The 19,717-nt window shown below is 61.5% G+C and carries 20 protein-coding genes, 1 tRNA gene, 1 other RNA gene and 1 riboswitch; of the genes, 15 read left to right on the top strand and 7 right to left on the bottom strand.

Annotation, left to right across the window (positions count from 1 at the left end; genetic code table 11):
• Nucleotides 1-35 precede the first annotated feature (35 nt).
• From Q7T10_RS17410 to Q7T10_RS17400, 3 genes are all read left to right on the top strand, one after another.
• Nucleotides 36-371: an integration host factor subunit alpha gene (locus Q7T10_RS17410; protein ID WP_304750659.1), complete on the top strand. Its 336-nt coding sequence runs from the start codon at nucleotides 36-38 to the stop codon at nucleotides 369-371.
• A 103-nt stretch (nucleotides 372-474) separates the two neighbouring features.
• The gene (locus Q7T10_RS17405; RefSeq protein WP_304750657.1) at nucleotides 475-939 is read left to right on the top strand and encodes a MerR family transcriptional regulator; all 465 of its coding nucleotides are present in this window, start codon (nucleotides 475-477) and stop codon (nucleotides 937-939) included.
• Nucleotides 940-976: 37 nt separating this feature from the next.
• Nucleotides 977-1,053, top strand: a tRNA-Pro gene (locus tag Q7T10_RS17400).
• Nucleotides 1,054-1,117: 64 nt separating this feature from the next.
• On the opposite strand, the gene Q7T10_RS17395 is transcribed toward Q7T10_RS17400, so the two are convergent.
• Both Q7T10_RS17395 and Q7T10_RS17390 read right to left on the bottom strand, forming a co-directional pair.
• Nucleotides 1,118-1,726, bottom strand: a complete 609-nt coding sequence (locus Q7T10_RS17395; RefSeq protein WP_304750655.1) for a 2-hydroxychromene-2-carboxylate isomerase — start codon at nucleotides 1,724-1,726, stop codon at nucleotides 1,118-1,120.
• A 12-nt stretch (nucleotides 1,727-1,738) separates the two neighbouring features.
• Nucleotides 1,739-2,458 (bottom strand): glutathione binding-like protein, encoded by a 720-nt coding sequence (locus Q7T10_RS17390; RefSeq protein WP_304750653.1) that lies wholly within the window; start codon nucleotides 2,456-2,458, stop codon nucleotides 1,739-1,741.
• A 272-nt stretch (nucleotides 2,459-2,730) separates the two neighbouring features.
• On the opposite strand from Q7T10_RS17390, the gene Q7T10_RS17385 reads away from it, so the two are divergent.
• Both Q7T10_RS17385 and Q7T10_RS17380 read left to right on the top strand, forming a co-directional pair.
• Entirely contained in the window at nucleotides 2,731-4,038 is a 1,308-nt protein-coding gene (locus Q7T10_RS17385; protein WP_304750651.1) for an HD-GYP domain-containing protein, read from the top strand.
• Entirely contained in the window at nucleotides 4,035-6,443 is a 2,409-nt protein-coding gene (locus tag Q7T10_RS17380; protein ID WP_304750649.1) for an EAL domain-containing protein, read from the top strand. Before Q7T10_RS17385 ends, Q7T10_RS17380 begins: the two co-directional genes overlap by 4 nt.
• Nucleotides 6,444-6,491: 48 nt before the next feature.
• On the opposite strand, the gene Q7T10_RS17375 is transcribed toward Q7T10_RS17380, so the two are convergent.
• From Q7T10_RS17375 to Q7T10_RS17355, 5 genes are all read right to left on the bottom strand, one after another.
• Nucleotides 6,492-7,310 (bottom strand): sulfite exporter TauE/SafE family protein, encoded by an 819-nt coding sequence (locus Q7T10_RS17375; protein ID WP_304750647.1) that lies wholly within the window; start codon nucleotides 7,308-7,310, stop codon nucleotides 6,492-6,494.
• Nucleotides 7,311-7,331: 21 nt separating this feature from the next.
• A non-coding RNA gene (gene ssrS, locus Q7T10_RS17370) (6S RNA) lies at nucleotides 7,332-7,511 on the bottom strand.
• A gap of 59 nt (nucleotides 7,512-7,570) precedes the next feature.
• Complete coding sequence (locus tag Q7T10_RS17365; protein WP_304750645.1) at nucleotides 7,571-8,440, bottom strand: DUF2279 domain-containing protein; 870 nt, start codon at nucleotides 8,438-8,440, stop codon at nucleotides 7,571-7,573.
• Nucleotides 8,441-8,554: 114 nt separating this feature from the next.
• The gene (locus Q7T10_RS17360; protein WP_304750643.1) at nucleotides 8,555-8,908 is read right to left on the bottom strand and encodes a cell division protein ZapA; all 354 of its coding nucleotides are present in this window, start codon (nucleotides 8,906-8,908) and stop codon (nucleotides 8,555-8,557) included.
• Nucleotides 8,905-9,135, bottom strand: coding sequence for a DUF904 domain-containing protein (locus tag Q7T10_RS17355; RefSeq protein WP_304750641.1), 231 nt, complete (start codon nucleotides 9,133-9,135; stop codon nucleotides 8,905-8,907). The genes Q7T10_RS17360 and Q7T10_RS17355 overlap by 4 nt, the downstream gene beginning before the upstream one ends.
• 34 nt (nucleotides 9,136-9,169) lie before the next feature.
• Nucleotides 9,170-9,407: riboswitch (cobalamin riboswitch) on the top strand.
• A 73-nt stretch (nucleotides 9,408-9,480) separates the two neighbouring features.
• On the opposite strand from Q7T10_RS17355, the gene Q7T10_RS17350 reads away from it, so the two are divergent.
• The 10 genes from Q7T10_RS17350 to Q7T10_RS17305 all read left to right on the top strand — a co-directional run bounded on the left by Q7T10_RS17350 (nucleotide 9,481) and on the right by Q7T10_RS17305 (nucleotide 19,714).
• Nucleotides 9,481-11,439: a TonB-dependent receptor gene (locus Q7T10_RS17350; protein WP_304750639.1), complete on the top strand. Its 1,959-nt coding sequence runs from the start codon at nucleotides 9,481-9,483 to the stop codon at nucleotides 11,437-11,439.
• Nucleotides 11,440-11,497: 58 nt separating this feature from the next.
• Nucleotides 11,498-12,307, top strand: coding sequence for an ABC transporter substrate-binding protein (locus Q7T10_RS17345; RefSeq protein ID WP_304750637.1), 810 nt, complete (start codon nucleotides 11,498-11,500; stop codon nucleotides 12,305-12,307).
• Entirely contained in the window at nucleotides 12,300-12,896 is a 597-nt protein-coding gene (locus Q7T10_RS17340) for a bifunctional adenosylcobinamide kinase/adenosylcobinamide-phosphate guanylyltransferase (protein ID WP_304750635.1), read from the top strand. The genes Q7T10_RS17345 and Q7T10_RS17340 overlap by 8 nt, the downstream gene beginning before the upstream one ends.
• A complete protein-coding gene (locus Q7T10_RS17335; protein WP_304750634.1) occupies nucleotides 12,893-13,795 on the top strand; it encodes an ABC transporter substrate-binding protein in 903 nt (300 codons plus the stop codon). Before Q7T10_RS17340 ends, Q7T10_RS17335 begins: the two co-directional genes overlap by 4 nt.
• Nucleotides 13,792-14,814, top strand: a complete 1,023-nt coding sequence (locus Q7T10_RS17330) for an iron ABC transporter permease (protein ID WP_304750632.1) — start codon at nucleotides 13,792-13,794, stop codon at nucleotides 14,812-14,814. The genes Q7T10_RS17335 and Q7T10_RS17330 overlap by 4 nt, the downstream gene beginning before the upstream one ends.
• Nucleotides 14,815-14,822: 8 nt before the next feature.
• Complete coding sequence (locus tag Q7T10_RS17325) at nucleotides 14,823-15,608, top strand: ABC transporter ATP-binding protein (RefSeq protein ID WP_304750630.1); 786 nt, start codon at nucleotides 14,823-14,825, stop codon at nucleotides 15,606-15,608.
• Between the two features lies 1 nt (nucleotide 15,609).
• Nucleotides 15,610-17,121, top strand: a complete 1,512-nt coding sequence (locus Q7T10_RS17320; protein ID WP_304750629.1) for a cobyric acid synthase — start codon at nucleotides 15,610-15,612, stop codon at nucleotides 17,119-17,121.
• Nucleotides 17,122-17,224: 103 nt separating this feature from the next.
• On the top strand, nucleotides 17,225-18,304 hold the full coding sequence (gene cobT / locus Q7T10_RS17315) for a nicotinate-nucleotide--dimethylbenzimidazole phosphoribosyltransferase (RefSeq protein WP_304750628.1): 1,080 nt from the start codon (nucleotides 17,225-17,227) through the stop codon (nucleotides 18,302-18,304).
• Nucleotides 18,301-19,152: an adenosylcobinamide-GDP ribazoletransferase gene (locus Q7T10_RS17310; protein WP_304750626.1), complete on the top strand. Its 852-nt coding sequence runs from the start codon at nucleotides 18,301-18,303 to the stop codon at nucleotides 19,150-19,152. The genes cobT and Q7T10_RS17310 overlap by 4 nt, the downstream gene beginning before the upstream one ends.
• Nucleotides 19,153-19,168: 16 nt before the next feature.
• Nucleotides 19,169-19,714 (top strand): histidine phosphatase family protein, encoded by a 546-nt coding sequence (locus tag Q7T10_RS17305; protein WP_304750625.1) that lies wholly within the window; start codon nucleotides 19,169-19,171, stop codon nucleotides 19,712-19,714.
• Nucleotides 19,715-19,717: the final 3 nt, after the last annotated feature.

Here is a 19,717-nt window from a genome sequence, read left to right as displayed (position 1 = left end):
GCGTAACGGTCTCCCAAACAAGAAACGAGGACTGAATGGACATATCAGTTGAAAGCCTGGAAACCCCTGCGCTGACCAAAGCCCAACTGGCTGAACTGCTGTTTGAGCAAATTGGCCTCAACAAACGCGAATCCAAGGACATGATTGACGCGTTCTTTGACCTGGTGTCTGACAGCCTGGTCGACGGGGACGATGTCAAGATCTCAGGCTTTGGCAACTTCCAGATCCGTACCAAGGCACCGCGACCGGGGCGTAACCCTCGAACCGGCGAAGCTATCCCTATTCAGGCTCGCCGGGTAGTGACCTTTCATGCTAGCCACAAACTCAAGGAACAAATTCAGGACGAAGGTCGCACGGTTTCGGTGCTTTAGTACCGGCTTTGGGCTATTTGATGCTCAGGAGTGAATCGTGGCTTTACACACGGTGGCAACTTAGAGTAATCTTGAAGCTTTCTCTCCTACAGCATTGATTTCAATGGAGAAAGCCCTCCCTGCCATACCTGCAAAACGCTATTTCACCATCGGTGAAGTCGGCGATCTATGCGGCGTCAAACCTCACGTGCTACGGTATTGGGAGCAGGAATTCACGCAACTGCGCCCGATGAAGCGGCGCGGCAATCGCCGCTACTACCAGCATCATGAAGTGCTGATGATCCGCCGAATCCGCGACCTGCTCTACGACCAGGGATTCACCATCAGCGGCGCCCGCAACAAAATGCAGGAAATACTGCAGGCCGAACGCGACAAAAAGCACAACGGTGAGGTGCTCCTCGATGGGGTTGAGGTCATTGAATTCAGCGATTCCGAGATGATTGACTTTAGAGATAGTGACTTCAAAGACAGCCAGTTCGACTCGACGGCCGACAGCGATTCAGAGCGCCTGGAGTTGGTGCGGCGTGAACTGTTTGAAATTCGTGAACTCCTGTCACTAGGGCGCTGAATTCAGAGTATCCAAGGGTTATAATAATCGACTAGATCGGTGTGTGGCGCAGCCTGGTAGCGCACTTGCATGGGGTGCAAGGGGTCGAAGGTTCGAATCCTTTCACACCGACCAGAACCAAAGAGAAAAGCCTTTAAGGAAATTGATTCCTTGAGGCTTTTTTCCATTGGAAAATCAATCAATGCGGAACGCGCGTTCGCAGTATGGCGGCCTTCACCAGAGGCAGCCGGTCATTGCCAAAATACATATCATCTCCAAGGTATATCGTCGGCGAACCAAACCCCCCACGACGGATGACTTCTTCGGTATTGGCCTTGAGTTGGTCCTTGATCCCGGGCTGTGCAATGCCGGTCAAAAATTCACTTGCATCCACGCCCACCTGCTCGCAAATTCTTGTCAGCACCGCGTCTTGTGAAATGTCTTCCTCGCGCGACCAGTAGGCCTCAAATACAGCGGTGGCAAAAGGCAGCAGTTTGTCTTGTGACTCCAGCCAGATGCAGCCACGCATGGCCTTGACGCTGTTGACCGGGAACACCTTGGGTGGCATGACGATCTTCAGGCCGGCGTCTTTCGCCCAGTCCTGCAGGTCCTTGAGCATGTAGCTCATTTTTGCGGGAACCGGGTTGTCACGCATCGCATAGACGCTGGGGTTCACGCTATTGAAAATGCCGCCTACCAGCACGGGTCGCCAGCGAATGGGTTCATTCAACCCGGCCGCGATTGGCTGGATGTTGTGAAAGGCGATATAGGTCCAGGGACTGGAGCAGTCAAAGAAGAATTCAATCATGGTCAATGGCTTTCAAGTGAGTCTGTGATCACCATCGCGCACGCTTTGTGCCGTCTGGCCAAAAAGCGCCTTGCGGGCTTCTTCAGTCATCGTGCCAGCGCGCAGTTCCTTGCCCAGATCCAGCCCGCGCTTGAGGGCGGGACGCTGGAACAGTGCGTTGTACCAACGTTGCACGTGAGGAAAGTCGTCGAGCGACACGTTCTGTGCTTTGTGGGTTCGTATCCATGGAAAGATGGCCATATCGGCGATAGAGTATTCGGGTCCCGCCACGAACGCGTCTGTTCGCCCGAGCTGGTCATTGAGTACCCCGTACAACCGGTTCACTTCCCTGCCATATCGGTCAATAGCGTAGGGAATTTTCTCCGGGGCGTACAGCAGGAAGTGACCATTTTGTCCGGCCATGGGACCAAGTCCTCCCATTTGCCACATCAACCACTGCAGGACCTGGTTTCGATTGCGCACATCGGCTGGCATGAACAGGCCCGTCTTCTCGGCGAGGTAAATCAGAATGGCGCCGCTCTCAAATACCGGAATCGGCTCGCCGCCGCCGGCAGGGTCGTCGTCCACGATGGCGGGCATCCGGTTGTTGGGACTGATCGCCATGAACTCTTGCGTGAACTGCTCTCCCTTGCCGATGTTGACCGGCACCAGCCTGTACGGCAAGCCACATTCCTCCAGCATGATGGAGACTTTCCAGCCATTGGGCGTGGGCCAGTAATGTAAGTTCACCATAGGGCACCTCTGCGAAAATAGCGATGATATTCTTGAAGACCAATGCCTGACATCCGCACCGCCATCGTGAATCCCGCTGTTGACATCGCCTCGCCGACAGGCAAGGTTGTGCCCAGGCACACACTCCGGTTCGCCCAGCTTGGTTGGAGTCACGGCGTCTTGTTGCCCGATTGCACGGCCGGGTCACCTTGATATGAACGCAATTGCATGGGAGTTCCTGCGGCAAATACCATCGGGGTCATGGTAGGCTGGGCTTCTCCATTCAAAGACGTATGAACGAATCTCTCTCCGAACTTATTGATCTCAGCCAATTGCGAATCGGCATGTTCATCGAGCTTGAACTGGGCTGGATGTCGCACCCTTTTCCCAAGGGGAGTTTCAAAATCTCATCCGACAAACAGATTGAGATTATTCGGGGACTTGGTCTTGATCGCGTTCGTTATGTGCCGGCAAAGAGCGACCTCGCGCCAGGATCGTCCGCTGCCGGGGCGGGCGAACCCGAGCCGGGCCGTGACCTGAACGGTGGGGCTGACCTGGAGCGGGCCAACGCGGCAGCCGAGGAGCTTCGCCGTCGAAAGCAGAGAAGCGATTTGTTGAGCGCGCAGGAGCGCGGCATGGCCATCTGTGAGCGCCGGTTTGGTGAGGCCATTCGCCAGTACAAGCTGACCGTGGAGCAGGTCAACACAAAACCCCGCCTGGCCATGGAGCAGTGTGTTGGAATGGTCAACAGGTTTGTCTCCGAGATCTTGGGAGACGGTGAATCGGCCATTCGGCTGCTGTCTGACGGCATGGGGGACAAGGCCTCCATGCATCCGGTGAATGTGACAATTATTTCCCTGCTACTGGGGAAGTCCCTGGGTCTGGCGCAGTCAGACATGGTCGATCTGGGGATGGCGGCGTTCCTGCATGACATTGGTAAAACTGAATTGCCCGACCGGGTTCGCTGGCTGGAAGAAAACTTCTCGTCGGCTGAGTACAAGCTATACCAGGAACATGTTGGGCAGAGTGTCAGGCTGGGGCAGCGCATGGAGTTGACTGCCGGGGCGTTGCAGGCCATCGGCCAGCATCATGAATTGATTGACGGTAGCGGTTTCCCCGCGCGCCTCAGGGGCGACAGTCTGTCAATGTCCGCCAAAATATTGGCGTTGGTAAATCGGTATGAGAACCTGTGCAATCCGGGCCGACCAGCTGCCGCCATCACGCCACATGAAGCTTTGTCGCTCATCTTTGCCCAATTGAAAACGCGTTTTGACAGCGTGGCGCTCAGCGCCTTTATTCGCATGATGGGGGTGTATCCGCCGGGTTCGATCGTGCAACTGGTGGATGAGAGATTTGCCATCGTGGTGTCGGTCAACTCCTCGCGGCCCTTAAAGCCCCGGCTTGTCGTGTATGAGCCGGGTGTTTCAAAACATGAGGCTCTGATTCTCGATCTCGAACAGGCGCCCGCGGTTGGTATTCGCCGCAGCGTCAAACCCGCCAGTCTGCCCAGGGCGGCCATGGACTACCTGTCGCCCCGACAGCGGATCTGTTACTTTTTCGAGAGGGCGATTGATCCGTCGGTTGCACAGGAAGCGCTGTGAAGTCCCCTGAGTGGGGCCCTCTCCTCGAAGGCTTGCTGGAGGCCGTCTGGCTGGTTGATCCGGTAAGTCTTCGCATCCTTGCTGTCAATCGCGCGGCGGGTGACTTGCTCGGTCTTGCGTCTGATGATCTGGTCGGCAAGCCGGCCATCGAGTTGACCGCGACGCCGGAAGACCAGTTCTTTTGGGAAGATATCGCCGCGGGTCTGATCGCTGGCATTCACTCGCAGACCCTGTTGCGTGGTGCCGATGGGATTGCCGTGCCGGTAGAACGCCGTGTCAGTCGGGTTTGGCCTGAACCTGATCGCGCGGTGTATGTGGTCGCCCTGCGGGATTTGCGTCAGCAGCGCCACGCCGAGGACGAGCTTGAAAGGCTGCTGGCAGAACTGCGGGCCACCCTGGAGTCAACAGCCGATGGCATTCTGGTCACTGACCTGAACGGCGACATCCGGAACTACAACCGCCATTTCGCCGCGCTCTGGGAGGTGCCTGAAGACCTGTTGTTGAAACGAAATGACAGGGCGTTGTACACCCATCTCGCCAGCCTTGTGGTTGATTCAGGGCCTTACGAAAAGCGTCTTCTTGAGATTGCCCAGAGTCCCCTGGTCGAGACCTCCGATGTCTTGGTCCTGATCACCGGACGCATGCTGGAGCGGGTGACACGACCGCTGTACAGCAGAGGTCAACCCACTGGGCGGGTGTTTTCCTTTCGCGATATCACGCAGAGCATGGATGCCGAGTCCAGGCTTCGTCTGGCGGCGAAGGTTTTTGAATCGAGTCTGGATGCCATTTTCATCACGGACCCTGGCTTTGTCATCCTTGCTGTCAATCCTGTGTGTGAACGCCTGACGGAAAGCCCCCAGGCGCAATTGACAGGGGCTTCACCCAACGATTTGTTCCAGGATCCGCAGGACCCCGAGTTCATTTCCCGTCTGGCGCAGAAGCTCACTGACGACGGATTTTGGCGCGGCCAGCTCTGGCTCAAGAGAGAAAATCGCGCAGCCTGTGCCGTCCAGGTTTCCTGGGTCCTGTTGCGCGACGATCAGGGCGATGTTTTGCACACCATCTGTTTCTTCAAAGACCTGACGGAAGAACTGGCGGCCCAGAAACGTATTGAACAACTGGCTTACAGCGATGTATTGACCGGTTTGCCGAACCGGCTGCTGCTGTCTCAGCGGGTGGCTTATTCCTTGCGTCTGGCGGAGAGAAACGGCAGCGAGTTTGGTGTTTTCTATCTTGACCTGGACCGTTTCAAAAATATTAACGATTCGATGGGCCGCACGTTCGGCGATCGGGTTCTGGTGGAAGTGGCGGAGCGCATCAAGCGTTGTCTGCGTGAAGTCGATACCTTGTGCCGTCTTGGCGGCGACGAGTTCGTCATCTTTTTGCAGGAGATTGATGCTCACTGTGCCGAGGTGCTGGCGCGCCGGGTCCTTGAAGTCATCGGGCGACCATTCCAGATCGACGACATGAGTTTTTCCGTAGGCTGCAGCATCGGCATCGCGCTGTATCCGGAAGATGGAAAGTCTCTGGATGAGCTGATCAGATGTGCTGACGCCGCGATGTACCTGGTCAAGGAGCGCGGGCGCGGAAGTTTTCGCTTCTATCAACCGCAGATGAACGTCGATTTGCTGTCCCGCATGAAGATGGATCACGCCATGCGCCAGGCCATGGAACAGGGCTTGTTCCGGTTGCATTACCAGCCCCAGATTTCGCTGGCCACGGGAGAGTTGCTCGGTGCCGAAGCCTTGATTCGCTGGTCTGACTCTGAACTCGGCAATGTATCGCCAGCACTGTTCATTCCATTGGCTGAAGAGTCGGGTTTCATCATCACGATTGGCAATTGGGTGCTGCAGGAGGCTGTGCGGCAAGCGGTGGTCTGGCAAAACCGCGGGACGCCCGTGACGGTGTCGATTAACGTGTCAGCACTGCAGTTTCAGCAATCTGATTTTGTCGAGATCGTCGCAGCCGTGCTCCGGGGCTCGGGTCTGGCTGCGCAGCTTCTGGAATTGGAGTTGACCGAGTCCATTCTGGTCCGGGACGCCAACGAGGCACTTGAGCGTCTGCATGCGTTGGCCGATCTCGGCGTGGTCATGTCCATCGATGACTTCGGAACCGGCTATTCCAGCCTGGCGTACCTGAAGAAATTTCCCATCTCCAAACTCAAGATCGATCGATCATTTGTGATGGGCTTGCCTGAAGACGAGAGCGATCGCGCGATTGTGAGTGCAACCATTGGCATGGCACGCGGCCTCAAACTGAAAGTAGTCGCAGAGGGTGTGGAAACCATCGCGCAAAAAGACTACCTGGCCGCGTTGGATTGCGAATCTTTTCAGGGTTATCTGTGCTCACCCGGCTTGCCTGCAGACGAGTTTGAACTGCTGATGCAGACGCTGCCTCGAGGCTAGTCGCCTTGCGAGACTCCGGCAGGCCGCTCAGGTTGCAGGTGCCCGGCTTCACGCACTGACAATACCTTTGTACAGCATGTAGGCGGCCAACAGGTACAGAATGCTGGCAAACACGCGCTTGAGTTGTTTGACCGGAAGCAGGTGCGCCGCCCGCGCGCCCAGCGGTGCGGTCAGCACGCTGCAGGTCGCTATCACGGCCAGTGCGGGCAGCCAGATGTAGCCGAAGGAGTAGGGTGGCAAGTGCTGCAAACCCTGGCCACTGATGACGTAGCCAACCACGTTGGCCAGCGCAATGGGAAAGCCGAGCGCCGCAGAGGTGGCCACCGCGTTGTGTATGGCAACGTTGCACCAGGTCATGAAAGGCACGCTCACAAAGCCGCCACCGGCACCCACCAGTCCGGACAGAAAACCGATCACACCACCCGCGCCGATGAGGCCACCCGTACCAGGCACCTGCCGCGTCGGGGCGGGCTTCTTGTCCAGGAACATCTGGGTGGCAGAGAAACTCACGAAGGCCGCAAAAAACAGGGCCAGCCACGAGCCCTTGAGCAGGGCAAAAACACCCATGCTGGCCAGAGCGCCGCCAAGAACGATGCCTGGCGCCAGGCCCTTGACCAGATCCCAGCGCACCAGGCCGCGTTTGTGGTGGGCGCGCACGCTGGACACTGACGTGAAGATGATGGTGGCCATCGAGGTGGCTATCGCCATCTTTACCGCCAGGTCCGGATCGACGCCACGGCCGGACAAGATGATGGTGATGAAGGGCACCATGATCATGCCTCCGCCAATGCCCAGCAGACCCGCCAGAAAGCCGGTGCCCAGGCCCAGCAGGGCGAGTTGAATGATCAGCAGGGGTTCAAAGGTCATAGCGGCCGGGGGAGAAGGAATTAGGTGTCTGCAAGTGCCACCGGACCGGCATCCTGAACCGGGGTTCAGGTGGGCGAGGTCAACTGGACATTGGGTCCATCTGACGCGAGATGGTCACGCTTGACCAGCAATGTTCCAAGCCCGGGCTCTAAGAGCATTGGTTCAAGGAAATATAAAGCCCGGCGAGCACTGCAGACAAAAGAGATTGTAGGCGCTGGCGGCTCGCTTTGCCTCGGGGAGGAAACTCCCACGTGAGTTTTTCACCACTCTGAACGAGTCGCTGTCGCGGGCAATTGAATGTGCTCGAGAAAAAATCGCCCGCCGCGCAGCGCGCCACTTTCGTTGCTTGCGCGCTGACCGAACAGCAGCTCGGACAGATTCAGCCCAATGCCTATGAAGCCGCGACGGCTACGGCCCACGCCGTCAAGCTGCTCCTCCCGGCTGAATCCGCGCGTGTAGTAGCCTGTCTGCAACTCAAGGTAACGCAACGGCGTGTCTCGCGTCCCATTGAAGCCGGCGAGTTTCAGCGCCAGCACGTACTTGTGACCAGCGTAGTCCGAAATCGGGTTGCCGCCCTTGTACCCTGTTGGCGTGTATTCCAGCCGGAAATCCAGTTTGTCACGTACGCCCGGCGTCACCTGACGCCAGTACGCCGTGCCCGAGCCCAGCATGTTCATCACGACGTCTTCCGTGGACCAGCCGTGGTCTACCGAATAGCCGTCAAGAATCTCCACCCCAAGCATCAACGCCTGGGTGATGACGACGGCGGTCAGCGCGCCGCGTTCGGGACTTCGTCCCTGGCGCAGCAACTGCTCGGTAAGACCATTGGTGATCAGGTAGGCGGAAAAGGCATGCCCCAGTTTGTCGGCGCCCCCCGACTCGGTGTCGGGTCCGAACCATCCCTCGGAGGTGGTTCTGAACGAGTGGCTGCTGCCCCAATTCCAGTTCTTTGAGCCAAAGACGATGGCGCCACCAAACAGCAGGCCGGTCTCCCACTTGACGGCCCGGGTGTCTTCCCAGAAAGTCTGTCTTGAATAAGGGAGTGTCTGTGCGGTGGCGTCGCTGTGTGTCAAAACGACAGCCAGTGCCCATGCCGTGCACTGGAGAAAGGTCGTTTTTTTGCATGGCATGGCGATCCCCCCAAAGATGTGAAATCACAGCTTCGGGCCTCTGGCCCTGTAGTGCATTGACTTGCATCAACGCATGGGCTGACTACCTGGTTTTGCGCCCGGCCAATGCCTTGGCTAGATCAGCCGGCCGTCCTCGCCCAAGGCAACATCCAGGCGTTCCAGCAGGGAAGTGAGCAGCACGTCGTTGTCTGCTGGCGGCTGGTCATTTGCCGCCTCAGACTGCAGGCTTCGGGAGTGCGCTGGGGCGGGTGCCTGCGGTGCGGTGGTCCCACGGTCTGCCAGATCAAATGCCAGATTCAGCGCGGCCAGCACGGCAATGCGGTCACGTGCCCTGACTTTGCCCCCATCCCGGATTTTGCACATGGCGGTGTCCACGCGTTCGACGGCTTCCAGCAGGCGGGAGTCTCCGCCATCGGGGCAACCCAGCAGATAGCTTTGCCCCATGATTTGTACTTCGAGTTGTTTCATACATTGCCTTTATGCGTGCTGCGGCCCGTCGCGTCAGGCAGGCGCTCCAGCAGCGCATCGACCCGTGCGCGCGCCGCACCGAGCCGGGATTTGAGGGAATCGCGTTCCTGGGAAAGGGATTCGACCTGCGCGCTGAGCAATGCGTTGGTGCGCTGCAACTCTTCATAGCGCACGAGCAGACGCTCGACACGCTCGGCAATTTGGTCGATTTGGGACTGGTTCGACATAGCCCCGCATTGTAGGGTTTGCGAAAGCGAACGGCTGTAAAATCGCCGGGTTGGTGCTCGCGGTGTGGTTCACACGCCGCAGTTCAACGGGAAGCAGGAGGGTGATGCTGGCAACAGCTGACCTAACCTGCGCTGCCCCCGCAACGGTAAGTGGACGAATCCCCCGCGATTCCGCTTCCATCACGGCCACTGAGCGTTTTGAACACGCGCTTGGGAAGGCGATGGAGGTTGTTCCACCAGCCCGGATACCGGCCAACAAGGTGGCTGCACGCCTGCGTGCAGCCGTGACGCTCATGCACTGTCGGGGACGACGGTGAGGGCTTTTTGTTGATAGTACTTTTACCCATGAAAACTAGTCTTAGCTGTGCACGCCTCGCGGTACTTCCCCTGGCCTTGGCCGCTGCATTTCCTTCGTTTGCCCAAACCCAACTCAAAGATGTCGTGGTGACGGCAACCCGTTTCGCGGAGCCGGCTGCCTCGCTGCCGTTCGGCGTCAGCGTGATTTCCGCTGACGAGATCCAGGCCTCGGGCGTCAACTCTGTCAATGAGGCGGTGATGAAGCTGCTGGGTGTTCCCGGACGCCTGGATACCTCGGGCGGCAATAACTACACACTGGATCTGCGCGGCTTTGGCGTGACGGCCAACAGCAATCAGCTTGTGATTGTTGATGGTTTGCGTCTCAACGAAGCAGACCTTTCGAGTGCCGGACTGGCCTCCATTCCGATTGAGTCGGTGGACAAGATTGAGGTCTTGCGCGGTACCGGCGCTGTGTTGTACGGAGAAGGCGCGACAGGGGGCGTCATCGTCGTGACGACCAAAGCGGCAACGGCCGCGCAAAGAGTCAATTCCGCCCGGCTGTATGGTGCTGCCGGCAGCAACGGTCTGCAGGACCTCCGCGCCAGTGCGGTGCTGGCCTCAGGTGGCTTTTCGATGGACGTGTCGGCCGATGATCGCCGCAGCGACGGGCACCGGCAGAATTTCGCATCCAGCTCCGACAGCCTGGCGGCGACGGGCCAATGGAGCAACGCATGGTTGCGCCTGGGGGCCCGGGCGGGTCGAAATTCGATGGAGAGTGGTTTGCCGGGCGCGTTGTCGGCTGCGGCATACGCCGCCGATCCGTATCAGGCGGATCCGAGTCGGGCCAGTTCCAGGACTGACCATGTCTCCACCAAGAAAGAAAACGCCGGCGTTTTTTTCGAGGCCACTTTGGGCAGTTGGCAATTGGCGGGTGACGCCAACCAGCGTTCCAAAGAGCTTGTGAGCGTCAACTATGCAAGCCCGTATTCTTACAACGTGGATGCATCGAATTACAGTTTGCGAGCCCGGCACGAAGGGAAGTTTGGCGCTGATGCCAATGTCTTCGTGATCGGGTACGACGACGGTGCCTGGGACAGGACGATCACGCAGTCCACCTTCACCCCAGTTGGCACCCTGGCAACGGCCCGATCGTCGGCGTATTACCTGAAAGACGACCTGACCTTTGCTTCGACGGGTACGCGGCTGAGCGTGGGCTGGCGCAGCGAAGGGATGAAGAAGACAGAAGCCTCGTCCGTGACCGCATTGGATGAGCGTCAGAACGCATGGGATGTGGGTGTGAGTCAGCCGGTGACCAGGAATGTGACGGTCTACGGCCGCGTGGGCAGCAGCTTTCGGCTGGCCAACGTGGACGAGTTTTCGTTCAGCACGCCGGGTGTGCCTCTGAAGGCCCAGACTTCAAGGGATTTTGAGTTGGGCGCGCGCTGGAAGCTGGCCGCGGGCGGGGTGGACGTTCGCTGGTATCGCCATGACCTCACCAATGAGATTGGATATGACCCCACAGCATTCGGCCCCTATGGCCCCTACGGCGCCAATATCAACTTCGACCCAACACAAAGACAGGGGCTGGAACTGGAAGTCAAGCAGGCGCTCAGCCCTTCACTGGACGTGCGTTTGAACGCTGCCCTGCGGCAGGCCACGTTCACCGCAGGCGCCTACGCGGGCAAGGACATGGCGCTGGTGCCCGGCCAAACCATTGGGGCAAGAGCGAACTGGCGTCCGGCGCCAGGGCATACGCTGGACGGCGGCGTGAACTGGGTGGCCGAGCAGAGCCCTGACTTTGCCAACGCCTGCAAAATGCCCAGCTATGCAACGGTGGACCTGCGTTATGCCTACCAGTATCGCAATGCCGAGTTCGCAGTGGGTGTTGCGAATCTGACCGATGAAAAGTACTACACCCAGGCTTATGGCTGTACCGCGGGTGTCACCACGTCCATTTATCCGGAGCCTGGTCGGACCGTCACGGCGTCGGTAAGGGTCAAGTTCTAAGGCGGGTGACAAAGCCGCACATAAAAGTCACGGAAGGTCAAATATGGCAGGCGATGAAATGTCTACGGCAAGTCTGGGCCCGCAGCGCATCGTCTGCCTGACCGAGGAAACGACTGAGTGGCTGTATTTGCTGGGCGAGGAGCGGCGCATCGTGGGCATCTCTGGCTACACGGTGCGACCGGCGCGGGCCCGGACAGAGAAGCCACGGGTCAGTGCATTTTTGAGCGCAAAGATCGACAAGATCCTGGCGCTCGAGCCGGATTGCGTGTTCGGCTTTTCCGACCTGCAGGCCGACATCGCTGCCGCGCTGATTCGCCACGGTGTGCAGGTGACCGTGTTCAACCAGCGCAGCGTGGCCGAGATTTTTTCCATGCTGTACCAGGTAGCGGCCATGGTGGGGCAGGGCGAGCGCGGATTGGTGCTGATCAAGGAGATGCAGCAGCAACTGGCTGACATTCAGCGTGCCGCGGCTGCCTTGGCGCGCCGGCCCAAAATCTTCTTCGAGGAATGGGACGAACCCCACATCAGCGCCATCCGCTGGGTGTCCGAGCTGATGGGCATCGCGGGCGGCGACGATTGCTTTCCTGAACTCGCAACCCAGTCCCTGGGCAAGAACCGCATCATTGCCGATGGCGCCGAGATCGTGCGGCGCAACCCCGACATCATCATCGGCTCCTGGTGCGGCAAGAAATTCCGGCCCGAGAAGGTGGCGGTACGCCCGGGGTGGGAAACCGTGAATGCGGTCAAAAACCGGCAACTGTTTGAAATCAAGTCGGCCGATATTCTGCAGCCAGGCCCCGCCGCGCTGACGGACGGCGTGGCACAACTGCACCGCATCGTGATGGATTGGAGTCTTGCGCATGGATAACACCGAACTGCAACTGGCGTACAGCGAGCTGATTCTGGGCGGCCAGAGAAGCGGCAAGTCGCGCCGTGCCGAGTTGCTGGCACAAACCTGGCTGGGGACATCGGCCAGCCACCGGGCCGTGCTGATTGCCACGGGCCAGCCCGGCGATGAGGAGATGCGCCAGCGCATCCATCGCCATCAGGCGGACCGGGCCCTGCGGGTGCCGGGCATGGAAACGGTGGAGGAACCGCTGGCGCTCGCTCAAACCATGACGCAATACAGTCGCGCCGACACGCTGGTGGTGGTGGATTGTCTGACCTTGTGGCTGACCAACCAGCTTATGCCCGTGAACCAGGAGTTTGAATCAAATCAGCCTCTAGCCCCCGTCAATAGTGCGCCAGTAGCTATGCTTTTGGAAGCAATTACCCAAGCACCCGGCCCCGTGGTGCTGGTGGGCAACGAGATCGGCATGGGCGTGATTCCGATGGGAGCGCAAGTGCGGGCGTTTGTTGACGCATTGGGTCGGCTCAACCAGGACGTGGCCCGCGTGTGTCAGCGCGTCACCCTGATGGTGGCCGGTTTGCCACTCAATTTGAAAGATGCCGAATGAAGATGCTGGGCCGCAAACGGTTGCCGCGCTGGGTCACCCTGGTTGCCCTCACGGTATTCACCGCTGTGACGGGTGCCGGCGTTGCGCACGCCCTGCAAGTCACGGATGAGCGCGGCGTGACTGTCACGTTTGCCCAGCCGCCGCAGCGCATTGTCAGTCTGCTGCCGTCGCTGACCGAGACCGTGTGTGCCCTGGGACAATGCCAGCGGCTGGTCGGGGTGGACCGCTATTCCGACTTCCCCCTTAGTGTGCGCAGCTTGCCGCAGGTGGGCGGCGGGCTGGACCCGAACATTGAAGCCATCGTGGCACTGAAGCCCGACGTGGTGCTGATGGCCACGTCGTCACGGGTCGGCGACCGATTGCAGTCGCTGGGCATCAAGGTGGTGGCGCTGGAGCCCATGAGCCATGCCGATGTGAAGCGCGTGCTGCAGACGCTTGGCCAACTGCTGGAAGTGCCAGATGCCCAACAGGTCTGGCGGGTGATTGATGCCGGCGTGCTGGCGGCAGCGCAATCGCTGCCCGCCAGCGTCAAGCAGACGCGGGTGTATTTTGAAGTCAACAGCGCACCCTATGCCGCCGGTGCGGCGTCCTTCATCGGCGAGACCCTGACGCGCCTGGGTGCCCGGAATATTGTGCCCGGCCATCTGGGGCCGTTCCCCAAACTCAACCCCGAATTCGTGGTGCGCGCCAACCCTGATGTGATCATGGTCGGCGACCGCAACTACGCTGGGATGGACGGTCGCCCCGGCTGGTCCGGCATGCGCGCCATCCGGGAGCGCCGGGTGTGTGTCTTCAGCGCGGCCCAGTCCGATGCGCTGGTGCGGCCTGGCCCGCGCATGGCAGAGGGCGCCCGCATCATGGCGCAGTGCCTGCAAGAGATGGCGGGCCGCACGCCGTGACCGAGATCCTCCGCCAGCAACGGATCGCCTCCTGGCTGGGCGTGGGCCTGTTGCTGGCCAGCGTGGCGCTGCTGGTCCTGGGTGTTCTGGTGGGAAGCACCGGACTGGAGAGCGTTTTTAACGCCTGGAGCGATCCGGTGGCGCTGCAGATCGTGTGGGACATTCGCCTGCCGCGCACCCTGGGCGCCTGGGCGGCGGGTGCCTTGCTGGGCCTGGCCGGCGCCGTGGCGCAAGGGCTTTTTCGCAACCCGCTGGCGGATCCCTATTTGTTGGGCAGTGCGTCGGGCGCCTCACTGGGGGTGGCCCTGGCCCTGGTGTTCTTTGGCGTGTCGCCTTTTGCGACGCAATGGCTGGTGCGCCTGGGGCTGACCGGTGCGGCATTCGCCGGTGCGGTCGGTGCCGTGCTGCTGACACTGGTGCTGGCCCAGGGCGTACAGCACACGCTGCGCCTGCTGCTGGCCGGGGTCATTGTGGGCGTGGTGCTGGGCGCATTGGCGTCACTCACCATGCTGATGGTGCCCGAGGTGATGCAGGCCATGCAGGCCTTCATGCTTGGCAGCACCGGCTATGTCGGCTGGACCGCCTGCGCCGTGATGGCGGTCGTGTGGCTGGTCTGCATGGTGGTCGCCTGGATGCTCAGCCATGTGCTGGACGGCCTCTCGCTCGGTGAGGCCACGGCGGCCAGCCTCGGGTTGCCCCTGCCCCAGTTGCGTGCCGCGCTGGTGGCGGTGCTGGCGCTGGCCACCGGCACGGCCGTGGCGCAGACCGGGCTGATTGCCTTTGTCGGTCTGGCGGCACCGCATCTGGTGCGCTCGGTCACCAAGACCACGCATGGCCGCCTGATCCTGCTGTCCAGCCTGATGGGCGGCGCCTTGCTGATGGCCGCCGACATGCTGGCACGCGGCCTGATGGCGCCGCAGGAACTGCCGGTGGGCGTGTTGACCGCCGTGCTGGGTGGCGGCTATCTGCTGTGGCTGATGCACCGCAACACGCGTGCATCCTCAAGGGGAGGCCTGTGACAGACGCTATGCATTCAATAGCAATCAACGCCCATTCCATAACGGCGAGCTTGGGAAATGTGCCCGTATTGCACGGCATCGACCTGGCCTTGCCGGCGGGGCGCTGGACCAGCATCGTGGGTCCCAACGGCGCCGGCAAATCGACCCTGCTGAAGGTGCTGGCCGGACTGCTGCCCCACACGGGGCAGGTCACCCTGCTGGGCCAGCCGCTGGCCACCATGCCGGGACGGCTGCGCGCGCAGCAACTGGCCTGGCTGGGGCAGAACGAAGCCACCGGTGATGATTTGACCGTGTGGGATGTGGCCATGCTGGGCCGGCTGCCGCATCAGGCCTGGCTCGCTCCGCCCAGTGCCGCCGACCACGTCGCCGTGGAGCAGGCCCTGCGCGCGACCCAGGCCTGGGACTGGCGCGCCCGTAGCCTGGGCCAACTCTCGGGCGGCGAGCGTCAGCGTGCGCTGCTGGCGCGGGCGCTCGCGGTGCAGGCGCAGGTGCTGCTGATGGACGAACCGCTGGCCAACCTGGACCCGCCGCACCAGGCCGACTGGCTGGCGGTGGTCCATGGGCTCATCCAGCAGGGCAGAACGGTGGTGAGTGTGCTGCATGAGATTTCCATGGCGCTGCATGCGCAGGAGATGGTCATCCTGCGCCAGGGGCGCGTCAGTCATCAAGGCCCGTGTGCTGACACGGCGACGCACCGCGCGCTGGAAGATGTGTTCGAAGGGCGCATCGCCATTCATGCGCTGGGTGACCAATGGGTTGCCTTGCCAAAGCTGAGCCACAGTTCGAGAACCTGACATGACCGCCAAATGTGTAATGGTGCTGGGCACCACCAGTGGCGCCGGCAAAAGCTGGCTCACCACCGCCCTGTGCCGCTACTACGCGCGCCAAGGGCTTAAAGTGGCGCCGTTCAAGGCGCAGAACATGAGCAACAACGCACGGGTTGTTGCCTCGGTCAATGGGCAGGGCGAAATTGGCAGCGCCCAATACTTTCAGTCCCTGGCCGCGAACGCGATCCCGGACGTGCGCATGAATCCGCTGCTGCTCAAGCCCGAGCGCGACACCCACAGCCAGGTGGTGTTGATGGGGCAGGTGGACGAGGCCCTGTCCCAAATGGCGTGGCGTGGCCGCAGCGCCAGCGTGTGGCCGGTGATTTCCGCTGCACTCGATGAATTGATGGCCGAGAACGACGTGGTGGTGATCGAAGGCGCCGGCTCGCCGGCCGAGATCAACCTGCACGACAGCGACATCGTCAACATGCGGGTGGCGTTGCACAGCAAGGCGGCCTGTCTGCTGGTGACCGACATCGACCGCGGCGGCGCCTTTGCCCACCTGTACGGCACCTGGGCGTTGCTGCCCGAAAACGAGCGCGCCTTGATCAAGGGCTATGTGTTGAACAAGTTTCGCGGCGATGCGAGTTTGCTGGCACCGGCGCCGCAGATGCTGCGAGACCTGACCGGCGTGCCCACGGTCGCGACGCTGCCGATGTGGTGGCAGCACGGCCTGCCGGAAGAGGACGGTATTTTTGATGACCGCAGCACGGTGGCAGGCACCGTCAAGCTCACGGTGGCCGTCATCGCCTACCCGCGCATCAGCAACCTGGACGAATTCCAGCCGCTCAAAAACATCCCCGGCCTGCGGCTGCAATGGGTGCGCAGTCCTTCTGAACTGGCCGGTCTGGCGCCTGCGGACTGGATCATCCTGCCGGGCTCCAAGCACACCAGCGGTGACCTGGCGTGGCTGCGCCAGCAGGGGCTGGACGCGGCAATAGCCCGCCACGCCGGGCAGGGTGGGGCGGTACTCGGCATTTGCGGTGGTCTGCAGATGCTGGGCGAGGCATTGATTGACCCGCACGGCATTGACGGCAACGGACCCGGCCTGGGGCTGTTGCCTTTGGTGACGGTGTTCGATGCCGACAAGACCGTGCAGCACACGCTGGCACGCTTCGATGCCGACATGGCAAAGCCCGGCACTCTAGCCTCTGCCACTAATCCGTGGGCCGCACTGGCCGGCGTGCAGGTGGCCGGCTACGAAATTCACCACGGCCAGACGCAGCAGCATCCCGCGATGGCGAAAGCCGGCGATGTGGCCCGCGTTGCCATGCCGGCCGGCCTGGCCTGGCAGAACGGCGCCGGCAATGTGTTGGGCTTGTACCTGCATGGTCTGTTTGAAGACGCCGCCGCCTTGCAGGCCCTGTTTGGCGCGAGTCTGGGCGGTCCGGTACCGACGCTGGATTCGGTCTTTGACGGACTGGCCGATTTCATTGAACAGCATTTCGAGCCGGGCGTTTTGTCGGCCTTGATTGCGTGATCGCCCGCCTTCAATCCCACTTTCTGTACAAACGCACCGTCTTCCTTCTCACGCTTTCGTTCATCAAGATCACCAGCTCGCAACCTCTAACCAAGCCATCCCCATGACCACTTCCTTGCCCATCCTGGCTGACATCCGCAACCCCGTGCTCACCCAGGCGCTGCAGCACAAGCTGGACCACAAGACCAAGCCCCTGGGCTCGCTCGGTCGGATCGAGTCCCTGGCGCTGCAACTGGGCGAGATTCTGGGCACCGAGTCGCCCGCGCTGGAGCAGCCGCAGCTGGTCGTGTTCGCCGGTGACCACGGCCTGACGGCGCGCGGCATCTCGGCGTTTCCCAGCGATGTGAGCTGGCAGATGGTGGAGAACTTTCTGGCCGGTGGCGCCGCCGTGAGCGTGCTGGCGCGCCAGAACGGCATCAGCCTCACGGTGGTCGATTGCGGCGTGAACCATGACTTTCTGGCCGGGCTGCCCACCGGCACGCAGCGCCCGGGCCTGCTGGTGCGCAAGGTGGCGAACGGCACCGCAGACTCTTCAATGCAGCCCGCCATGACCGCAGCGCAATGCCGGCAGGCGCTGCAAAACGGGCAGGACATCGTCAAAGGCTTGCCCGGCAACGCACTGCTGCTGGGTGAAATGGGCATTGGCAACACCTCGGCCGCTTCGCTGCTGCTGGCCCGCCTGACCGGGCTGGACATTGAGGTCTGCACCGGCGCCGGCACTGGCTTGGACGCGCCCGCCGTACAACGCAAAACCGCGGTGCTGCGCGAGGTGCTGGCGCGCCATCCGTCGGCCACCGCGCCGCTGGAGGCGCTGGCGGCCCTCGGTGGTTTCGAGATTGCCACGATGGTGGGGGCCGTGCTGCAAGCCGCTGCCGAACGCCGCGTGGTGCTGGTGGATGGCTTTATCGCCACCTCGGCCGTGCTGGTGGCGCACGCCTTGCAGCCGCTGGTGCTGCAGCGCTGCGTGTTTGCGCACCGTTCGGGCGAGCGCGGTCATGAATTCATGCTGCAGCACCTGGGTGTGCAGGCCTTGCTGGATCTGGGCCTGCGTCTGGGCGAAGGCTCGGGCGCGGCACTGGCCTGGCCGCTGTTGCAGTCGGCCTGCACCATCCTGCGCGAGATGGCCAGTTTTGAGTCCGCCGGGGTGTCAGAAAAATCGGCCACGGACACCACCGCAGCATGAGCTTTTTGCGCCAGTCCTGTCGGCATTACCTGCTGTCATTGCAGTTCTTCACCCGCATCCCGGTGACCGGGCGGCTGGCCGACTGGGTCGGCTACAGCCCGGCCATGCTGCGCGCCAGTGCCGGGCATTTTCCGGGCGTGGGCTGGCTGGTGGGTGCCCTGGTCGCCGGCTTTGCCGCGCTGCTGATGGCGGGCCTGCCCGCGGGCGGCTATTCACCGCTGGTGGTCGCCGTGTGGAGTACCGCATTTGGCGTGTTGCTGACGGGCGCGTTTCATGAGGATGGCCTGGCCGATGTTTTTGACGGGCTGGGCGGCAGCCCGGAGCGCGAGCGGGCGCTGATCATCATGAAGGACTCGCGGGTGGGGGCGTTTGGCGCGATGGCCCTCATGCTGGTGCTGCTGGCCAAAGTGTCATTGCTGGCGCTGCTGGGTTCGGTGAGCCCTGTGCTGCTGTGCAGCGCGCTCTTCCTGGCGCACGTGGTGTCGCGCACCTGGCCGTTGCTGCTGATTCGCCTCATGCCGCATGTGGGCGATGCGGCTGGGTCCAAATCGAAACCGCTGGCCGATCAGATCAGTGGGGTCAGCCTGTTCACCGCCTTTATATGGTGCTTTATGGCTCTAGCCCTCGTGGTATATGCGCAGGTAGCTACTGATTTGATAGCGATTGCGATGCCGGGGACGGTGCTGCTGCAAGCGCTGGTCTCGGCACTGGCGTTGTCTGCCGTGGCCTGGGGGCTGATGGGGCGCTGGTTTTGGCGGCGTCTGCAGGGCTTTACCGGCGACTGCCTGGGCGCCACGCAACAGGTGTGTGAACTGGCGTTTTACCTCGGGCTGGCCGTGAGCCTCTGACGCTGGAGATGCGTTCATGAAACTGTGGCTGGTGCGCCATGCGCAACCCCTGATCGCCCCGGGTGTCTGCTACGGCGCCACCGATGTGGCGGCCGAGCCGCAGGCCACGCTGCAGGCGGCCCAGGCATTGGCGCAGGCGCTGCCCAACGGTGTTGCTGTCGTTTCGTCGACGCTACAAAGATGTGAGCGCCTGGCGCACTGTTTACGGGGGCTGCGGCCTGATTTGGCTTATAGAATCGATGCGCGCCTGGTGGAGATGGACTTTGGCTGCTTTGAGGGTCAACGTTGGGACGCCATCCCGCAAGCCGACTATGACCGCTGGATGGTCGCGTTTGGCGAGCATCGGTTTGGCGGCCGGGAGAGCGTGCATGAGTTCATGCAACGGATCGCCAGTGCCTGGGACGAGACCCGCCACGTGGGGCTTGATGCGGTGTGGATCACCCATGCCGGTGTGATTCGGGCCGCATCCTTGTTGGCGCAGGGTGTGCGCCAGCTGGAGCAGGCGGCGCAGTGGCCGCGTGAGGCACCGGCGTTTGGCGGCTGGAGCGAACTTCAGGCCTGAGCC

Source organism: Rhodoferax sp. (genome assembly GCF_030646845.1).
Taxonomy (GTDB): Bacteria; Pseudomonadota; Gammaproteobacteria; order Burkholderiales; family Burkholderiaceae_C; genus Rhodoferax.
The sequence above is the reverse complement of the archived record's forward strand: the minus strand, read 5'-3'. Positions and strand labels throughout refer to the sequence as shown.

Excerpts from the sequence above, each read along its gene's own strand:
- Q7T10_RS17410 (WP_304750659.1), top strand. The coding sequence starts at position 36 with ATGGACATATCAGTTGAAAGCCTGGAAACCCCTGCGCTGACCAAAGCC.
- Q7T10_RS17405 (WP_304750657.1), top strand. The coding sequence starts at position 475 with ATGGAGAAAGCCCTCCCTGCCATACCTGCAAAACGCTATTTCACCATC.
- Q7T10_RS17395 (WP_304750655.1), bottom strand. The coding sequence starts at position 1,726 with ATGATTGAATTCTTCTTTGACTGCTCCAGTCCCTGGACCTATATCGCC.
- Q7T10_RS17390 (WP_304750653.1), bottom strand. The coding sequence starts at position 2,458 with ATGGTGAACTTACATTACTGGCCCACGCCCAATGGCTGGAAAGTCTCC.
- Q7T10_RS17385 (WP_304750651.1), top strand. The coding sequence starts at position 2,731 with ATGAACGAATCTCTCTCCGAACTTATTGATCTCAGCCAATTGCGAATC.
- Q7T10_RS17375 (WP_304750647.1), bottom strand. The coding sequence starts at position 7,310 with ATGACCTTTGAACCCCTGCTGATCATTCAACTCGCCCTGCTGGGCCTG.
- Q7T10_RS17365 (WP_304750645.1), bottom strand. The coding sequence starts at position 8,440 with ATGCCATGCAAAAAAACGACCTTTCTCCAGTGCACGGCATGGGCACTG.
- Q7T10_RS17360 (WP_304750643.1), bottom strand. The coding sequence starts at position 8,908 with ATGAAACAACTCGAAGTACAAATCATGGGGCAAAGCTATCTGCTGGGT.
- Q7T10_RS17355 (WP_304750641.1), bottom strand. The coding sequence starts at position 9,135 with ATGTCGAACCAGTCCCAAATCGACCAAATTGCCGAGCGTGTCGAGCGT.
- Q7T10_RS17350 (WP_304750639.1), top strand. The coding sequence starts at position 9,481 with ATGAAAACTAGTCTTAGCTGTGCACGCCTCGCGGTACTTCCCCTGGCC.
- Q7T10_RS17345 (WP_304750637.1), top strand. The coding sequence starts at position 11,498 with ATGTCTACGGCAAGTCTGGGCCCGCAGCGCATCGTCTGCCTGACCGAG.
- Q7T10_RS17340 (WP_304750635.1), top strand. The coding sequence starts at position 12,300 with ATGGATAACACCGAACTGCAACTGGCGTACAGCGAGCTGATTCTGGGC.
- Q7T10_RS17335 (WP_304750634.1), top strand. The coding sequence starts at position 12,893 with ATGAAGATGCTGGGCCGCAAACGGTTGCCGCGCTGGGTCACCCTGGTT.
- Q7T10_RS17325 (WP_304750630.1), top strand. The coding sequence starts at position 14,823 with ATGCATTCAATAGCAATCAACGCCCATTCCATAACGGCGAGCTTGGGA.
- Q7T10_RS17320 (WP_304750629.1), top strand. The coding sequence starts at position 15,610 with ATGACCGCCAAATGTGTAATGGTGCTGGGCACCACCAGTGGCGCCGGC.
- cobT (WP_304750628.1), top strand. The coding sequence starts at position 17,225 with ATGACCACTTCCTTGCCCATCCTGGCTGACATCCGCAACCCCGTGCTC.
- Q7T10_RS17310 (WP_304750626.1), top strand. The coding sequence starts at position 18,301 with ATGAGCTTTTTGCGCCAGTCCTGTCGGCATTACCTGCTGTCATTGCAG.
- Q7T10_RS17305 (WP_304750625.1), top strand. The coding sequence starts at position 19,169 with ATGAAACTGTGGCTGGTGCGCCATGCGCAACCCCTGATCGCCCCGGGT.